The sequence below is a fragment of the Planktothrix rubescens CCAP 1459/22 genome, assembly GCA_904830895.1.
In the GTDB taxonomy this organism is placed as follows: Bacteria; Cyanobacteriota; Cyanobacteriia; order Cyanobacteriales; family Microcoleaceae; genus Planktothrix; species Planktothrix agardhii.
On sequence record LR882958.1, the window covers coordinates 4,458,357 to 4,474,162 of the forward strand.

General features: G+C 38.3%; 12 protein-coding genes. 10 read left to right on the forward strand and 2 right to left on the reverse strand.

Features of this window, described 5'->3' with window-relative positions:
• The first annotated feature begins 30 nt into the window (after positions 1 to 30).
• From NMG86_RS20500 to NMG86_RS20510, 3 genes are all read left to right on the forward strand, one after another.
• A complete protein-coding gene (locus tag NMG86_RS20500) occupies positions 31 to 1,377 on the forward strand; it encodes a P-loop NTPase fold protein (RefSeq protein ID WP_026796389.1) in 1,347 nt (448 codons plus the stop codon).
• A gap of 577 nt (positions 1,378 to 1,954) precedes the next feature.
• Complete coding sequence (locus tag NMG86_RS20505) at positions 1,955 to 3,127, forward strand: ATP-binding protein (RefSeq protein ID WP_026796390.1); 1,173 nt, start codon at positions 1,955 to 1,957, stop codon at positions 3,125 to 3,127.
• A 2-nt stretch (positions 3,128 to 3,129) separates the two neighbouring features.
• The gene (locus tag NMG86_RS20510; protein WP_026785349.1) at positions 3,130 to 3,867 is read left to right on the forward strand and encodes a DUF4276 family protein; all 738 of its coding nucleotides are present in this window, start codon (positions 3,130 to 3,132) and stop codon (positions 3,865 to 3,867) included.
• 81 nt (positions 3,868 to 3,948) lie between these two features.
• Here the strand turns inward: NMG86_RS20510 and NMG86_RS20515 are convergent, their stop codons facing one another.
• Entirely contained in the window at positions 3,949 to 4,572 is a 624-nt protein-coding gene (locus NMG86_RS20515) for a Uma2 family endonuclease (protein WP_026785348.1), read from the reverse strand.
• A gap of 105 nt (positions 4,573 to 4,677) precedes the next feature.
• On the opposite strand from NMG86_RS20515, the gene NMG86_RS20520 reads away from it, so the two are divergent.
• Complete coding sequence (locus tag NMG86_RS20520) at positions 4,678 to 5,541, forward strand: shikimate dehydrogenase (RefSeq protein ID WP_026796391.1); 864 nt, start codon at positions 4,678 to 4,680, stop codon at positions 5,539 to 5,541.
• Positions 5,542 to 5,553: 12 nt separating this feature from the next.
• Positions 5,554 to 5,985, forward strand: coding sequence for a hypothetical protein (locus NMG86_RS20525; RefSeq protein ID WP_026785346.1), 432 nt, complete (start codon positions 5,554 to 5,556; stop codon positions 5,983 to 5,985).
• A 6-nt stretch (positions 5,986 to 5,991) separates the two neighbouring features.
• On the opposite strand, the gene NMG86_RS20530 is transcribed toward NMG86_RS20525, so the two are convergent.
• Positions 5,992 to 8,181 carry a serine/threonine-protein kinase gene (locus tag NMG86_RS20530; RefSeq protein ID WP_081694400.1) on the reverse strand — a complete coding sequence of 730 codons (2,190 nt, stop codon included), beginning with the start codon at positions 8,179 to 8,181 and terminating at the stop codon, positions 5,992 to 5,994.
• Positions 8,182 to 8,318: 137 nt separating this feature from the next.
• Between NMG86_RS20530 and NMG86_RS20535 the strand changes: the two genes are divergently transcribed.
• The 5 genes from NMG86_RS20535 (at position 8,319) to NMG86_RS20555 (ending at position 15,750) form a co-directional block, all read left to right on the forward strand.
• Positions 8,319 to 8,450, forward strand: coding sequence for a hypothetical protein (locus tag NMG86_RS20535; protein ID WP_267879857.1), 132 nt, complete (start codon positions 8,319 to 8,321; stop codon positions 8,448 to 8,450).
• Between the two features lie 653 nt (positions 8,451 to 9,103).
• The gene (ltrA, locus tag NMG86_RS20540; protein WP_087882101.1) at positions 9,104 to 10,882 is read left to right on the forward strand and encodes a group II intron reverse transcriptase/maturase; all 1,779 of its coding nucleotides are present in this window, start codon (positions 9,104 to 9,106) and stop codon (positions 10,880 to 10,882) included.
• Positions 10,883 to 10,978: 96 nt separating this feature from the next.
• A complete protein-coding gene (gene acs, locus NMG86_RS20545; RefSeq protein ID WP_026785344.1) occupies positions 10,979 to 12,841 on the forward strand; it encodes an acetate--CoA ligase in 1,863 nt (620 codons plus the stop codon).
• Positions 12,842 to 13,300: 459 nt separating this feature from the next.
• Positions 13,301 to 14,146: an MASE1 domain-containing protein gene (locus NMG86_RS20550; protein WP_026785343.1), complete on the forward strand. Its 846-nt coding sequence runs from the start codon at positions 13,301 to 13,303 to the stop codon at positions 14,144 to 14,146.
• A 47-nt stretch (positions 14,147 to 14,193) separates the two neighbouring features.
• The gene (locus tag NMG86_RS20555; RefSeq protein WP_026785342.1) at positions 14,194 to 15,750 is read left to right on the forward strand and encodes an ATP-binding protein; all 1,557 of its coding nucleotides are present in this window, start codon (positions 14,194 to 14,196) and stop codon (positions 15,748 to 15,750) included.
• The last annotated feature ends 56 nt before the right edge of the window (positions 15,751 to 15,806 follow it).

Here is a 15,806-nt window from a genome sequence, read left to right on the forward strand (position 1 = left end):
CAATTCAACGTTCAAACTCATTCAATAACAATGGAACTTGATTTATCTCGCTTTTTTAAAGCTTCTAATCCGGCTGAAACCCTGGATGTAGAAAACCCGGAAGATCAACAATATTATATTGATTTTTCTCCTGCACGCGGTGGTAAACTGATTGAACAAATTTCCCGAACAATTACTCGTTTATCACCCGATCGCCCTACTTGTCAACTCTTTACAGGTCATGTTGGATCAGGAAAGTCAACGGAATTACTCCGACTTCAAGCTCAACTCAAAAAAGAAGGATTCCATGTCGTTTATTTTGAGTCTAGTAAGGATTTAGACATGGCGGATGTGGATATTACCGATATTTTATTAGCGATCGCCCGTCAAGTCAGTGAAAGTATTGAACTCCTACAAATTAAATTAAAACCTAAAGGCTTTAAAAGTTTACTCAGTGGAGTGATCGGGGTTTTAAATACAGAAATTGATTTAAAAGGAGATGTTAATGTTCCCGGAATTGGGACGTTAGCTGCAAGTACGGAAGGGGAGTTTTCCCTTTCAATGGGAATTGGGAATATTACGGCTAAAACCAGGGACAGTCGAGATTTAAGGTCTTTATTGCGTCAATATTTAGAGCCTCGAACTAATAATATTTTAGAGGCAATCAATAAAGAATTATTGGAACCATCGATCCAACAATTGAAACAAATGGGGAAAAAGGGGTTGGTCGTAATTGTTGATAATTTAGACCGGATTTTGGATAGCCAAAGCAGTACCGGACGCCCACAACCGGAATATTTATTTATTGATCGGGGTGAACAACTAAATAAACTCAATTGTCATGTTGTCTATACTATTCCCCTCGGTTTGATTTTTTCTAATAATTTAGGACAACTGATGAATCGCTTTGGTAGCGACCCGAAAACCTTACCAATGGTGACGGTAAAATTTGAAGATGGAACTCGCTGCGAAGCCGGAATTGAACTATTACGCCAAATGGTAATGGCGAGAGCATTTCCGGGTATTGATCCGAAAGAATATCCAGACTTAGTAACAAGTATTTTTGACACTCCTGACACTTTAGATCGACTTTGTACGATTAGTGGCGGTCATGTTCGCAGTTTATTAATTTTGTTATATAGCTGTTTGCAAAAAGAAGATCCTCCATTAACTAGAAAATCCTTAGAGGAGGTGATTTTACAACGTCGCCACCAATTAACCTTAGCTATTGAAGCAGATGAAAGAGAAATGTTACGTCAAGTAGCAGTAACTAAAAAATTAAGTGGTCAAATGGAATATCAAACCCTATTAAGAAGTTTATGGGTTTTTGAATATCATCAAACCGAACATTTTTGGTATGATATTAACCCAATTTTAGCAGAAGCTCAGGAATTTTGATCACGGATTTAGAAGGATTACACGGATTACACGGATTTTTTTGATGTTTTTAGATGGATTGTAAGGATTTTAGGAGGGTGGGCATAGCCCACCTTATTTTTAAATCGAAATATATAATGTTTTCATGTCGTGTTACCAGAGATTGCCTCAACAATCATTTTCTCAAGTTTGTGATTGGGCGATCGCTATTTCATCCAACTACAAATATTCTCAGATGATTTGATGTGTTTTAGAGAGCGATGGTCGCTTGGACTCTAATCTGATAGGAGTTCACCTGAGCGATCTGCAAAGCAAATTAGAACAAGTGAAAAAGTTTTTTTCATTTCGCTTGCTCAACTAATGTTTTACATTTTGGTGTAAGATCAATACCCCGGACAGTTTTTGAGTAAAAGCCTAGACCCCTTATTCTACCGTTAGCGATCGAGGCTAAACGAAAGCCTGAACCCCTTATTCCACCGTTGGCGATCGCAAACTGTCCGAAGTGTTGTAAGACGAAGCAATCCACCAAAACTTAACTATTTTTTAGATTAAGATTAAAGTGTTTTAGGTCAACTACCTAGTATAGGGAAAGAAAAAAGTGCAATTAAAAGAAATAAAGATTTCCCGTTTTAAGAATCAACCTGATGAGTGGTCAATTGAAGGGAAACCTCTAAATAATGAATTTGGACAATGGCTCTCTTTCGTTGGGATGAATCTCATCGTAGGGAAAAATGCAACAGGCAAAAGTAAAACAATCGATGCCATACGCCATATTGCAGACCTATTTTGTGGGGATGTGCAAATATCCCGGCTTAATTCATTAGGCTTTGGAACTACTGAATATAATTTAAGGTTCGATAGTGATGAGGGAGAAATACAATACTATTTGGATTTCAAAGATGGGAAAATCATTCAGGAGACTTTAACGGTTAATAATGTAGAAAAGTTAAACCGTACTGAAGGGATTCTCTGGTATGAGGGAGCTGAGAAAAAATTAGCTTTTGAGACAGATGATGATGTATTAGCTGTATCAAAAAGAGATAAAAAACAACATTCTTTCTTTGAAACGTTATATTCTTGGGGGAAAAACTTAAATTACTATCCTTTTGGGGCTCCATTAGGTAAAAATGCTTTTCTAAAAGATATAAATCTGGTCAAATATGATAGTGACGAAGTAGATTTAAAAGATGGTGATGAAGTAACTCGAATTTTTTGTATGGGGGAGAAGCAATTTCCCGATTTATTTGTAAATACCATACTTGAGGATATGAAAGCAATTTCATACGATCTACAAAAAATAGAAGTAAGTCCCTTAAAAAAATTTCCTATTCCTGCATATGGCTTAAATGTACAAGAGAGAGATTTAGAGGTTATTACAGATCAGACAGAAATGTCTCAAGGAATGTTCAGGGCTTTATCACTCCTTGTGCAACTCAATTATTCTTTGTTAAGCAAGACTCCAAGTTGCATTTTGATTGACGATATCGGAGAAGGATTAGATTACGATAGATCGAATAGCCTTATTGAACTTATTATTGAGAAGATAAAAGATTCATCTGTCCAAGTTATCATGACCACAAATGATAGATTTGTAATGAATAAAGTTCCTTTGGAATATTGGTCTGTTATTCAAAGAATACCCAAAAAGTCTTTATTTTATAATTATAGAAATTCTAAATCAACTTTTGAAGAATTTCAACGTACAGGGCTTAATAACTTTGATTTCCTATCCTACGAATACTACATTGAAGATTTTGAAATTGAAGAATAACCATGAAAAAAATTACTTTTTTTGTTGAAGGACAAACAGAACAGCTTTTTATAAATAAGCTACTCATAGAAATAGCAGGACAAAAAAATATTTCAGTTGAACTAGAGCAATTTCAAGGTTATGGAAGAAGACCTACAAAAAATATTTATCCTAAAACAGCTTCAAATCCAGTTTCTCCTAAGCATTATGCTTTGATTCACGATTGTAGGAGTGATAGCAGTGTAAGATCAAGAATTATAGACAACTATCAGACATTATTTTCACAAGGGCATACTCAAATAATTGGTCTGTTAGATTTTTATCCGCAAAATCTATGTCCAGAAACGAACTTAACTCAATTTGAAAATGAGTTGATAAATGGTACTGTAAAACGAAATCGCCAAGTAACTCCGCCTTTACCTGCTAACACTGCAATTGTGGTGGCTGTGAATGAAATTGAGTCGTGGTTCTTATCTGAATGCAATCACTTCACCTGTGTTGATGCGATTCTGACAAACTCTTTTATAGTATCAAGAGTAGGCTTTGACCCTTGTATTGATGATATGACTTTACGCTCCCATCCAGCCCAGGATTTACATGATATCTATCAGCTTGTAGGTAAAGCATATAAAAATAAGAAAAAAGATACCGTAGAAAGAACTATAGAATGTTTGGATTATGCAAATATTTACATAAAAATCGCAAGTAAAATAACAAAATTAAACGATTTAGTTTCAATAATCAATACATTTTTGACATAATAAAGAATTCGATATGTCAAGATTATCTATTTCACCCTTACCTCACATTGTAAAGCGATCACACTTTAGATTAATAATTTTTTAAAAAGTCTTCAAAATTTCTGCGGCTGTCAATTTTAGGTTAGGGAAAGTAGTCGAAATAACTATCTGATTGCCACGGAATTGCTGAATTTCATACTCTCCATTTGCTAGTGTGCAGATAGAGAGAGTAGGCTGTTTGGACTTCCCAATATGTCGAACCCCTCCCAATCCAGCGTAGTCGGCAATCCAATATTCGGGAATGCCCAGAGTTGCATAGTCTTCAACTTTACGGGCATAATCATTTTGCCAGTTGCTACTCACAACTTCCGCTACAAATTTAATTGAACTGCCTAGGGTCAGAATTGACTGCTCACTCCAAATTGGTTCTTTAGTAAGCTCATGTCGGTCAATAACTGCCACATCGGGTCGAAATGCAGTCATTCCCATGTTAGAAGGGCGAATAAGTCCTCGCTGAAGCACAAACCAAGGCAATCCCATTTGGTCGATTTGGACGCATACCTTTGTGGTAATAAAGGCTGCAACTTCTTCATGCAAGCCTGTTGGTTCCAAGTCAAATATATCTCCATCAATAAGTTCATAACGGTTATCGTCACGATAAGTAACGATAAACTCGTCAAAGCTGAGTGCTTTCTGTTGAATTGGTCGGTCGGTTGCGATTGGCATATATCAACTTATCCCAATTAATACATTCATTATATCGAAATATATAATGTTTTCATATTCTTGGGATCACCACTATAATCAAATAGATATTGAATTCCCGTTATTATGATTAAAGGCACAACCAAACTATTAGGAGTAATCGGTGATCCGATTGCACATTCCCTTTCTCCGGTGATGCACAATGCCGCGATCGCCCATTTAGGAGTGGATTATGTTTATCTGCCATTTGCCATTTCTCCTAATCATTTAAAAACCGCCCTCGATGGATTTGCAGCTATTGGAATTCAGGGATTTAATATTACTATTCCCCACAAACAAGCGATTTTACCCTTTTTATCGGAAGTGACAACCCTGGCCCAGTCCGTCGGGGCGGTGAATACTGTTTGGCGGACTCATAAGGGTTGGAGTGGCACCAATACCGATGTTGTGGGTTTTCTGACTCCCCTAGAGGTGTATCATCAACATTGGCATGATCAAGTGGCCGTGATTTTGGGATATGGCGGGGCGGCGCGGGCGGTGGTGGCTGGATGTGCCCAGTTAGGGATCGGGGAAATTTATGTTGTCGGTCGTGACCCCCAAAAATTGGCCACATTTCAACAGAGTTGGATCACTTCCCCCCTATCGGTTGCGGTCAAAACCTGTCCCTGGGAACAATTATCGAGTCTGCTTCCCCAAGCGGACTTATTGGTAAATACGACCCCGGTGGGAATGTATCCTCACGTTCAGGAGTCTCCCGTTGAGGCGTCGGTGCTGGATAAAATTAAATTGGGTGCGATCGCTTATGATTTAATTTATGTTCCTGAAACCACCCAATTTTTGACTTTAGCAGGGGCTAGAGGTGCGCTGATTTTAAATGGATTACCAATGTTAGTAATTCAGGGAGCCGCCGCCTTAGAATTGTGGTTACAGCAACCTGTTCCCGTCGAGATTATGCGTCAGTCTCTCCAACAATATCTAAATATAAAATAACTCAAAAATTGTATGAAATTTAGAATTTCACCGATTATTTTTTGCCTTTGTTTCTGCATTTTAATCATCGGTTTTTGGACTCCCCCAGCTTGGGCATTAATTCCGATTCAACTTCAAGATTTAAGTTACAAAGACTGTCCTCCTGAATTAGCAGAAGGGTATATATCTAGTGGTTCTAGTCAAGATGCCAACTGTTTTATTATTACCGGAAAAGCGAATAATACATCGGGAAAAGTTGTTGTAGATGCCGATATTTTTGGTCGGATTTATGATGCGACCAATAACCCAGTGATGCAAAATCGAGGACGGTTAGGGAGTATTGATACAGTTCCCCCTGGAATTAGTGATTTTGAATTTAGAATTTCGATTCCTTCTAACCTGGAAACTCCTCTGCAACTCAAACAATTTAAAGCCTCTGGTTTTAAAAATCGAATTGGGAGATAAACTCGACTAACTTCCTGATTGTAAGCGTTTAATTTGGAACTGGGCATCCTTATAACCTCCCGTTAAGCCTTGTTCCAAATAGAGTTTTCCCGCCTGTTCAAAATCACTAATAGCGCCACTTTTATCACCGATTTCAACTCTAACTAATCCTCGTCCATAATAAGCCGCAGCATAGTTAGGTTTCAGACGAATGGCTTGGGCATAATCGGCGATCGCCTTATCATAATTTTTCATTCTAACATGAACTTGGGCACGATTCCCATAAGCTTCGGCATCATTGGGATTAATATTAATTCCTTGGGTATAATCAGCAATTGCTCCTTCATAATCCTGGGCGGCGGAACGGGCTAATCCTCGATTACTATAGGCTTTATAATCATCTCCTTTAATTTCAATAGCTTTTGAGCAATCTTCAATCGCTTTGGGGTAATCTTTTAAATTCAAATTAGCAATACAACGATTATTATAGGCAACTTCATTCGGAGTTCTATTAATCGCTTCGGTGCAATCTTTAATCGCTTGATCATAGTCCCATAAATTAATATAAACACTACAACGATTTGCATAGGCTTCAGAATTATTAGGATCAATTTGTAGGACGGTATTATAATCAGCTAACGCCCCTTGATAATCCCCTAAATGAAATCTGGCTCGACCTCGATCATAATATCCTATCGGGTTCTTTGGTTCTAGGCGAATAGCTTCGGTATAGTCGGCCATTCCTGCTTGTAAATCCCCTGATTTCACCAATGCAGTCCCCCTAGCACGATAGACTTTACTTTCTTTCGGTTGCAGTCGTAAAACCGTATTATAATCATTAATGGCGGCGGTATAATCTTCTAAATCATAATGAATTAAACCTCTTTTATAGAAAGCATCTCCGTCTTGAGGTTCTTGTTTTAAGACTTGGTTAAAATCAGCCAAAGCCCCAGATAAATCCGACATATCATAACGAGTTAAACCCCGGTTAAAATAAGCATTGACATACTTAGGATTTAGTTCAATGGCTTTAGTGTAATCTGCCAAGGCTTGTTCATATTCCTTCAAATCATAGTAAGCATTGGCACGTTTATGATAGGCTTCGGGATTATTAGGATTAAATTTAATGGCTTGATTAAAGGCTCGAATTGCACCTTTTGGATCACCTTGATTGACTTTTTCCACGCCTCTTTTTAAGGCATTTTCAGCTTTGACGGGATCGGGACGATTTAAAACTTGGAGCAAGCCAAAAATCACGATTAAACTGACTAATCCCGTTGTGGTAATTGCAATTATTTTAGGCCAAGGAATCGGTTTTTTTTCTTCTTGATAAATTGGGAAACTTTTTAACTTATTAATATTAAATCCCGATCGTCCGGTTGCCTTTCTTAAGTCATCTAAAACATCAATTACAGTCAGATAGCGTTTGCTATAATAAGGGTGTACCATTCTATCAATAACTTGGGTTAATCCAGCACTAACTTTGGCATAACTTTGCCAACTCGGTTCTCCGGTGCTCGATAAATTTGGATCTTGTAACTTAGGTAAATCTGAAGCTTCTAACCCCGTAATTGCTTGAATGGCAATCATCCCCACAGCATAAATATCACTATTATATTGGGGATGACCTTGGAACTGTTCAATGGGCATATAAAACGGAGTTCCCGTGGCTATGGTTCGTAATCCTTGTCCATTACCATCGGCAAGTCTGCTACTGACTTCTTTGACGGAACCAAAATCAATTAATACTAATTTTTTATCCGATTTACGACGGATTAAATTAGAAGGGTTGACATCCCGATGAATCACTTGATTATCATGGACAAATACTAAAATCTCTAAAATATCTTCGATTAATAAAATCACCTGTTCTTCTGACCAAGGAACCCCGGGAACTAACTCTTTCATAAGAGGCTGTCCACTAACAAATTCTTCGATCAAATAAAATTGATTATGATCTTCAAAATAAGCTAATAATTGGGGAATTTGATCATGTTTTCCCAACCGTTCTAAAATTTCTGCCTCTTGGCGAAATAATCGTAATGCGGTCTTTAAAGTATTAGAATTATTATTAGGTGGTCGCAATTGTTTCACAACACATTGAGGATGACCCGGACGTCGGGTATCCGCAGACAGATAGGTTTGTCCAAAGGCTCCCGAACTTAGGACTTGAACAATTCGGTATCTCCGATCTAATAATTGACCAATCATTTCCATAATTAGTAATCAGTAAACAGTAATCAGTCAAAAGTAATCAGTAATCCGAAAAGTTAAGAATTATCAAGCCCATTCTTAACCCTTAACTCTTAACTCTTACACTGGTAATGCCAATACTTGATGACTGATTACTGATTATGTCACAACCTACGATAGAATCGATTTTGCAAGAAAATCGGTTGTTTAAACCAACACCAGAGTTTTCCCAGAATGCCCACATTAAAACCTTAGAGGAGTATAAACAACTCTATGAAGTGCGATTCGTTTAACCTAAAATAAGCCGAAAAGCTTATGGGACGGTTAACCCAGTTGATGAAACTGGTGATAACTGATTACATTTATGGGTGAGTAAAGAAATGCCACAAAATCTCTAAAAAGTAACGAAATGTTACGAAATTAAGAGATAAGTAACAAAAATTTACAAGTCCCATCCCTCAAGTGCTGAGGTGAAAGCATAACCCCTAGTTTGACTGGGTAGCAACCAACAAGCTAAAGCGGGGTTAAAAGGGTAGAACTACTGGAAGCCAAATCTGGTAACTACTGAGCAAGAAGTCCATGCGTAGCGAAAGCAAAGATGTGTCTGAACCATCGTTAGTTGTGATGGTGTAATGGCTAAATCAAGAACAATCTTGATTAACACCAAGCCAAAAGGCAAGGATAGGGCATAAGCGTATTTCTTAACGACTTATAAGCACCGCCCAAAAAACCCGGTGGATAGCATCACGCTAAAGACTTCAAACAAATGTGTAATCGGAACGAAGTAACCCCTGTATATCTCTGGAGAGGTCGTGCGTCCAGTAAGTAGCTAACGAATGGTATATGGGGAAAGGATGGTATCAAAAGCGAATGCCTTGTTGTAATGACAAGGATATGCTGACAGATACTCGGTAATTCCAAAGAAATAGAACAAGTAGCAATACAAATGTCTAAAACGCTGATTAAAACTCAGACGGTGGAATGGAAAGACCTTAACTGGCGCAAGCTGGAAAGGGTAACTTTCAAGTTGCAAAAGCGCATATTTCAAGCGAGTGAACGAGGCGATGTTAAAGCAGTTCGTAAACTTCAAAAGACCCTGATTAATTCCTGGAGTGCTAAATGTATTGCGGTTCGCAGGGTAACACAAGATAACCAAGGCAAAAATACGGCTGGAGTAGATGGAATTAAATCTCTTACCCCAAAGCAACGTATGAACTTGGTAGGACGATTAAAGTTAACCAATAAGGTAAAACCAACTCGCAGAGTTAATATTCCCAAACCTGGTACAACAGAAACCCCCCCCCAAGCCCCCCATGCACGGGGGGTTTGGGGGGGCGGAATACCCACAATCAACGACCGCGCATTGCAAGCGTTAGTTAAACTAGCGTTAGAACCAGAATGGGAGGCTAAATTTGAGCCAAACAGTTATGGTTTCAGACCAGGACGTTCCTGCCACGATGCAATAGGAGCAATATTTTTGAGTATCAGATACAAGTCCAAATATGTATTGGATGCTGATATTGCCAAATGCTTCGACCGCATAAACCACAAAGCATTAATCTCCAAGATAAACACATACCCTACATTAAGCCGTCAAATTCAAGCGTGGCTAAGAGCAGGGTACATGGACGGAAAAGAACTTTTTCCTACTAATGATGGTACACCACAAGGCGGGGTAATTTCACCCTTACTTGCGAATATTGCCCTACATGGTATGGAAGAAAGAGTCAAGCAATACGCCGAAACTCTAAAAGGGAAACAAAACAAACAGCATAAACGTGAATCCCTAAGTTTAATCCGTTACGCCGACGATTTCGTAATAATCCATGATGATTTAAACGTAGTCAAAAAGTGTCAAGAGATAATTGCAAAATGGTTAAGTGACATGGGATTGGAATTAAAACCAAGTAAAACAAAATTAACCCACACCCTCAATAAAATTGATGGAAATGTTGGGTTTGAGTTCTTAGGATTCCATATACAACAACACAGAGTAGGCAACTACCGATGTGCGAACAACACGCACGGAACACCGCTAGGTTTTAAGACATTAATCACACCCTCAAAAGCCAAAGTTAAAACTCATCTTGTCAATATAGCTGAAGTAATAGATACCCATAAGACAGCCCCACAAGCTGCTTTAATTAGCAAGCTAAATCCAATTATTAGGGGTTGGTCAAACTATTACACAACAGTGGTTAGTAAAGCAACTTTTTCAAAAGTAGATACACTAACCTACGATAAGTTAAGAGCATGGGCAAGAACGAGGGGAAAAGGGAGCATCAATAAAGACAAATACTGGAGAACAGTAGGCGATAAAGATTGGTGTTTCAGTACAGAAGACGGAATAGAATTATTCAACCACGCCAGTACGCCAATCGTAAGGCATACAAAGGTCAAAGGAAAGGCTAGTCCGTTTAATGGAGACTGGATTTACTGGAGTAAACGAAGGGGCGAATATCCTGAAACTCCTAGCAGAGTTTCCAAATTAATCAAAAAACAAAAGGGTATTTGTCCTCACTGTGGTCTGTATTTCACAAGTACAGACATTGTAGAAGTTGACCATATTAAACCAACATCGTTAGGTGGAAAAGACACCTACGATAACCTTCAACTTTTACATAAACATTGTCACGACATAAAAACGGCTCACGATGGTTCCTTAACTAAAAATAAGGTTAATCCCTTAGAACAAGTCGAGAATTACGACCTCAATCCGTTTTGAATCGTACCTATAACAAAGGTGGAATTATCAAGGAGCCGTGTGAAGCGAAAGTTTCATGCACGGTTCTGAAGGAGAGGTAGGAGTGGTAACGCTCCTATCGACTCTAACAAAGCTAAAGCCAACCCGGAAGCGTTCTGGGCAGAACTAGCGGAAACAGAACTCCATTGGTTTCAAAAATGGGATCAGGTTTTAGACTGGCAACCCCCTTTTGCCAAATGGTTTGTCAATGGCAAAATTAACATTTCCTATAATTGTTTAGATCGGCACTTAACCACCTGGCGGAAAAATAAAGCCGCCTTAATTTGGGAGGGAGAACCGGGGGATACCCGAACTTTAACTTACTTGCAACTGCATCGAGAAGTCTGTCAAATGGCGAACGTTCTCAAACAGTTGGGAGTGCAAAAAGGTGATCGGATTGGCATCTATATGCCCATGATACCCGAAGCCGCCATTGCTATGTTAGCCTGTGCCCGCATTGGTGCGCCCCATACCGTTGTCTTTGGGGGGTTTAGCGGAGAAGCACTTAAAGATCGGTTAGTGGACGCCGAAGCTAAATTAGTGATTACCGCCGATGGTGGCTGGCGTAAAGATGCCATTGTTCCCTTAAAAGAACAAGTCGATAAAGCCATTGAAGCCGGGGCTACCAGTATTGATAACGTTTTAGTGGTACAAAGAACTAACCAAAAAATCAATATGGAACCCGGACGGGATCATTGGTGGCATGATCTCAGACAGGGAGTTTCCGCCGACTGTCCCGCCGAACCGATGGATAGTGAAGATATGTTATTTATCCTCTACACCAGTGGGACAACGGGCAAACCCAAGGGCGTTGTTCACACCACGGGCGGATATAACCTCTATACCCACATTACCAATAAATGGGCTTTTGACCTACAGGATACCGATGTCTATTGGTGTACGGCCGATGTCGGTTGGATTACTGGACACAGTTATATTGTCTATGGGCCCCTATCCAACGGCGCGACAACCCTAATGTATGAAGGGGCGCCGCGTACTTCTAACCCCGGTTGTTTCTGGGATGTGGTGGAAAAATATGGGGTGACGATTTTCTATACGGCCCCCACCGCAATTCGGTCATTTATGAAAATGGGCGAACACCATCCCAAGTCCCGTAATTTATCCTCTCTGCGCCTATTAGGAACCGTGGGAGAACCGATTAACCCCGAAGCTTGGATGTGGTATCAACGGGTAATTGGTAACGGTAAATGCCCGATTGTCGATACTTGGTGGCAAACGGAAACGGGCGGGTTTATGATTACCCCCTTACCCGGAGCGACCCCAACAAAACCCGGTTCGGCTACCTTACCCTTTCCTGGGATTTTAGCGGATGTGGTAGATACGGAAGGAAACCCCGTAACCGATGAAAGTGGCGGCTATTTGGTGGTGCGCTATCCCTGGCCGGGAATGATGCGGACGATATATGGTGATCCCGACCGTTTCCGGCGGACATATTGGGAATATTTGAAACCAAAAGATGGTATTCCCCTCTATTTTGCCGGGGATGGAGCCCATCAAGACCGGGATGGCTATTTCTGGGTTATGGGCCGGGTAGATGACGTGATCAGTGTGTCGGGACACCGTTTAGGGACGATGGAAATTGAGTCAGCCTTAGTCTCCCATCACGCGGTGGCTGAGGCTGCGGTGGTTGGGAAACCCGATGAAATTAAGGGTGAGGAGATTGTGGCTTTTGTCACCTTGGAGGAAGGCAAAGAGGCGTCCGATGAGTTAGCACAGGAACTCAAGAAGCACGTTGTCAAGGAAATTGGCGCCTTAGCCCGTCCTGGGGAAATTCGGTTTACGGATGATCTACCTAAAACCCGGTCTGGGAAGATTATGCGGCGGTTATTGCGATCGCTGGCGTCGGGTCAAGAAATTACGGGAGATACTTCTACGCTACAGGATCGCAGTGTATTAGAGAAATTGCGGGGAGGGGCGTAAATCAGTTATTAGTTATTAGTTATCAGTTATCAGTTGTCAGTTATTAGTTATCAGTTATTAGTTATCAGTTATCAGTTATTAGTGTTGATTTTGTGATCTTCCCTAGATTTTTTATAGTATTTAAAATTTATCACAGTTTATAAATCAGCCTCTTAGTAACTTTTAAATAAATTTGAGCAAATTAGTGATAATTATTATAAGTAATATTACTGATTACTTGATTATGACTAGCGATCGCACTTCAAAATCCCCAAAAACTCGACAAATTCCCCTGAGATTATTACTATAGCAGTCGCCAGACCTATTAGGACAAAGAGTGATGCAGCAAAGCTAGACGGTGAAGTCTTTTCGTGCGTCAATATCAATTTGAGCAAATTATTGGTTTAATAGAACCTTTGATAAATTATAAATAACCAAAGTAGCAAAAAATTCAAACCAATTCAGGGATATCTACAACAAATGAAGCGATCGCTATCCAGAAATTATAAGTTTCAACTCATCACATTTACTATCATTTATATTGCCGGGATGACTCTATCACTAAAACTTCAGTTAATAGATCCTTTTGCTCTGGCTGTCTGGCCACCCGCCGGAATCGCCCTAGCACTAATGTTATTATTTGGGGTTAGGGTTTGGCCAGGTATAGTAATTAGTTTTATATTATTAAACATCATTTTGTTCCCAGATGAAGTTGATTTTACTACATCAATTATGCCTCCAATCGGTGAAATATTACAAACCCTATTTGCAGTAAAATGTTTAGATTATTTTAAGTTTGATCGCCGTTTAAGTCGTTTAAGTGATGTCTTTAAGTTGATATTTTGGGGGGCGATAATTTCTACTCAAATTAAAACAATTTTGCAAATATCAACTATTTGTTTATTTAAAGAAGGGATGTGGAATGATTTTATTTGCGTATCTCCTGAAGGAGATTGGGGTAATTTTATTAATCTTTTCTGGAATTGGTGGCTAGGTAATGTGATGGGAATATTAAATTTTACTCCCTTAATTCTATTATTATATTTAGATAATCAGCCACCGGATCGGCAAATTTTATCTGAGTCCAAATTGGTGAGAAAAAGGGTTAAATCTTTCCTTCTATTGGGCCTAATTATTATTATTAGTTATCTAATCTTTTTTGAAAAAATTGATCAGCATCTTGCTAATTATCCGATAGAATATTTACCTTTACCTTTTATTATTTGGGCAACTTTAAAATTTGATCACAGAATCTCGATTACTGCTACATTTTTAGTATCAATGATCTCGATTTTATCAAATTTTTATGGTGGGGCCCATTTATAGCGAGAACAGGAAATATCAGCGAGGCAACACTATTATTACAAACATTTATGGCTGTAATAACTATTACTAATCTAGTATTATTAGCTACAGTTAGTGAACGGAGACAAGCAGAAAAGAAGTTAAAACAATTAAATCAAGAGTTAGAAAATCGTGTAAAGGAACGCACAGCAGAGTTAGAAATTGCTAAGAAAAAAGCCGAAGTTGCAAATCAAGCTAAAAGTACGTTTATTGCCAATATGAGTCACGAATTGCGGAGTCCTCTCAATGCAATTATTGGCTTTTCTCAATTAATGTTACGCACGAAAAATTTGCCTTCTGAACAATATGAAAATGCGGGAATTATTCAAAGAAGTGGGGAATATTTATTAACTTTAATTAATAATATCTTAGATTTTTCTAAAATTGAAGCTCAAAAAACTACTTTAAATCAAAAGGATTTTGACCTATATCAATTGTTAGATGATTTGGAAGATATGTTACATTTAAGGGCATTTAATGCGGGATTAGAATTGATTTTTGTCCGTGGAGAAAATCTACCTCGTTATCTTTATGCTGATGGAGTAAAACTACGCCAAATTTTACTCAATTTATTAGGGAATGCGATTAAATTTACATCAAAAGGTGAAGTAATTTTAAGTGTTAATAGCCAGGAAAATCAAGACAATCAAAATTATATTTTAAATTTTACAATTAGCGACACAGGAAAGGGAATTTCTCAAGAAGAATTAGGCAATTTATTTCAGGCTTTTTCCCAAACAGAATCAGGACGAGAAGCCCAAGAAGGCACGGGATTAGGATTAGTAATTAGTCGTCAATTTGTGCAGTTAATGGGAGGAGATATTGCGGTAGAGAGTCAATTAGGACAAGGCACAACTTTTCAATTTTCGATTAATGTAAAATTAGGTCAAGAATCAACTAAAATTGAACGAATTAATCCTAAACGAGTATTAGCACTAGCACCGGAACAACCGACTTACAAAATCTTAACAGTAGATGATAAAGCGATTAATTCCCAATTATTAATGAAATTATTAACACCATTAGGATTTGAAGTAAAAGAAGCGAGTAATGGACAGGAAGCTATAGAAATTTGGAATCAATGGCAACCTCATTTAATTCTTATGGATATGAGAATGCCTGTAATGGATGGTTATGAAGCGACTAAATATATTAAGTCAACGACCCAAGGTAATGCTACCGCGATTATTGCTTTAACTGCGAGTGTTTTAGAAGAAGAAAAAGCGATTACTCTGTCAGCAGGATGTGACGATTTTATGCGTAAACCCTTTAAAGAATATACAATTTTTGAAGTATTAACTAAACATTTAGGAGTTAAATATATATATGCTGAAAATAATGATCAAAATTTGGCAGTTATCGAAGAAAAATCTTTAACATCTGATGGTTTTAAATGTATGAATCAAGCATGGATTAATCAATTTTATGAAGCTGTTTTAGAAGCAAATACAAATGATGTGATAGAATTAATTAAAGAAATTCCGCAAACAGAAAGTTCTTTAATACAATCTCTAACAAAATTAGCCAAGCAATTTGAATTTGAGAAATTAGTTGATTTAGTTGAACCTTTGATAAATTACGAATAGAAATAGCAGCAAAAAATTTAAACAAATTATCTCTTTTATTATCTTATCTACCTTGT

Bases quoted from the DNA above. Each gene is read 5' to 3' on its own strand.
- NMG86_RS20500 (WP_026796389.1), top strand. From the start codon at position 31: ATGGAACTTGATTTATCTCGCTTTTTTAAAGCTTCTAATCCGGCTGAA.
- NMG86_RS20510 (WP_026785349.1), top strand. From the start codon at position 3,130: ATGAAAAAAATTACTTTTTTTGTTGAAGGACAAACAGAACAGCTTTTT.
- NMG86_RS20515 (WP_026785348.1), bottom strand. From the start codon at position 4,572: ATGCCAATCGCAACCGACCGACCAATTCAACAGAAAGCACTCAGCTTT.
- NMG86_RS20520 (WP_026796391.1), top strand. From the start codon at position 4,678: ATGATTAAAGGCACAACCAAACTATTAGGAGTAATCGGTGATCCGATT.
- NMG86_RS20525 (WP_026785346.1), top strand. From the start codon at position 5,554: ATGAAATTTAGAATTTCACCGATTATTTTTTGCCTTTGTTTCTGCATT.
- NMG86_RS20530 (WP_081694400.1), bottom strand. From the start codon at position 8,181: ATGGAAATGATTGGTCAATTATTAGATCGGAGATACCGAATTGTTCAA.
- NMG86_RS20535 (WP_267879857.1), top strand. From the start codon at position 8,319: ATGTCACAACCTACGATAGAATCGATTTTGCAAGAAAATCGGTTGTTT.
- ltrA (WP_087882101.1), top strand. From the start codon at position 9,104: ATGTCTAAAACGCTGATTAAAACTCAGACGGTGGAATGGAAAGACCTT.
- NMG86_RS20550 (WP_026785343.1), top strand. From the start codon at position 13,301: ATGAAGCGATCGCTATCCAGAAATTATAAGTTTCAACTCATCACATTT.
- NMG86_RS20555 (WP_026785342.1), top strand. From the start codon at position 14,194: ATGGCTGTAATAACTATTACTAATCTAGTATTATTAGCTACAGTTAGT.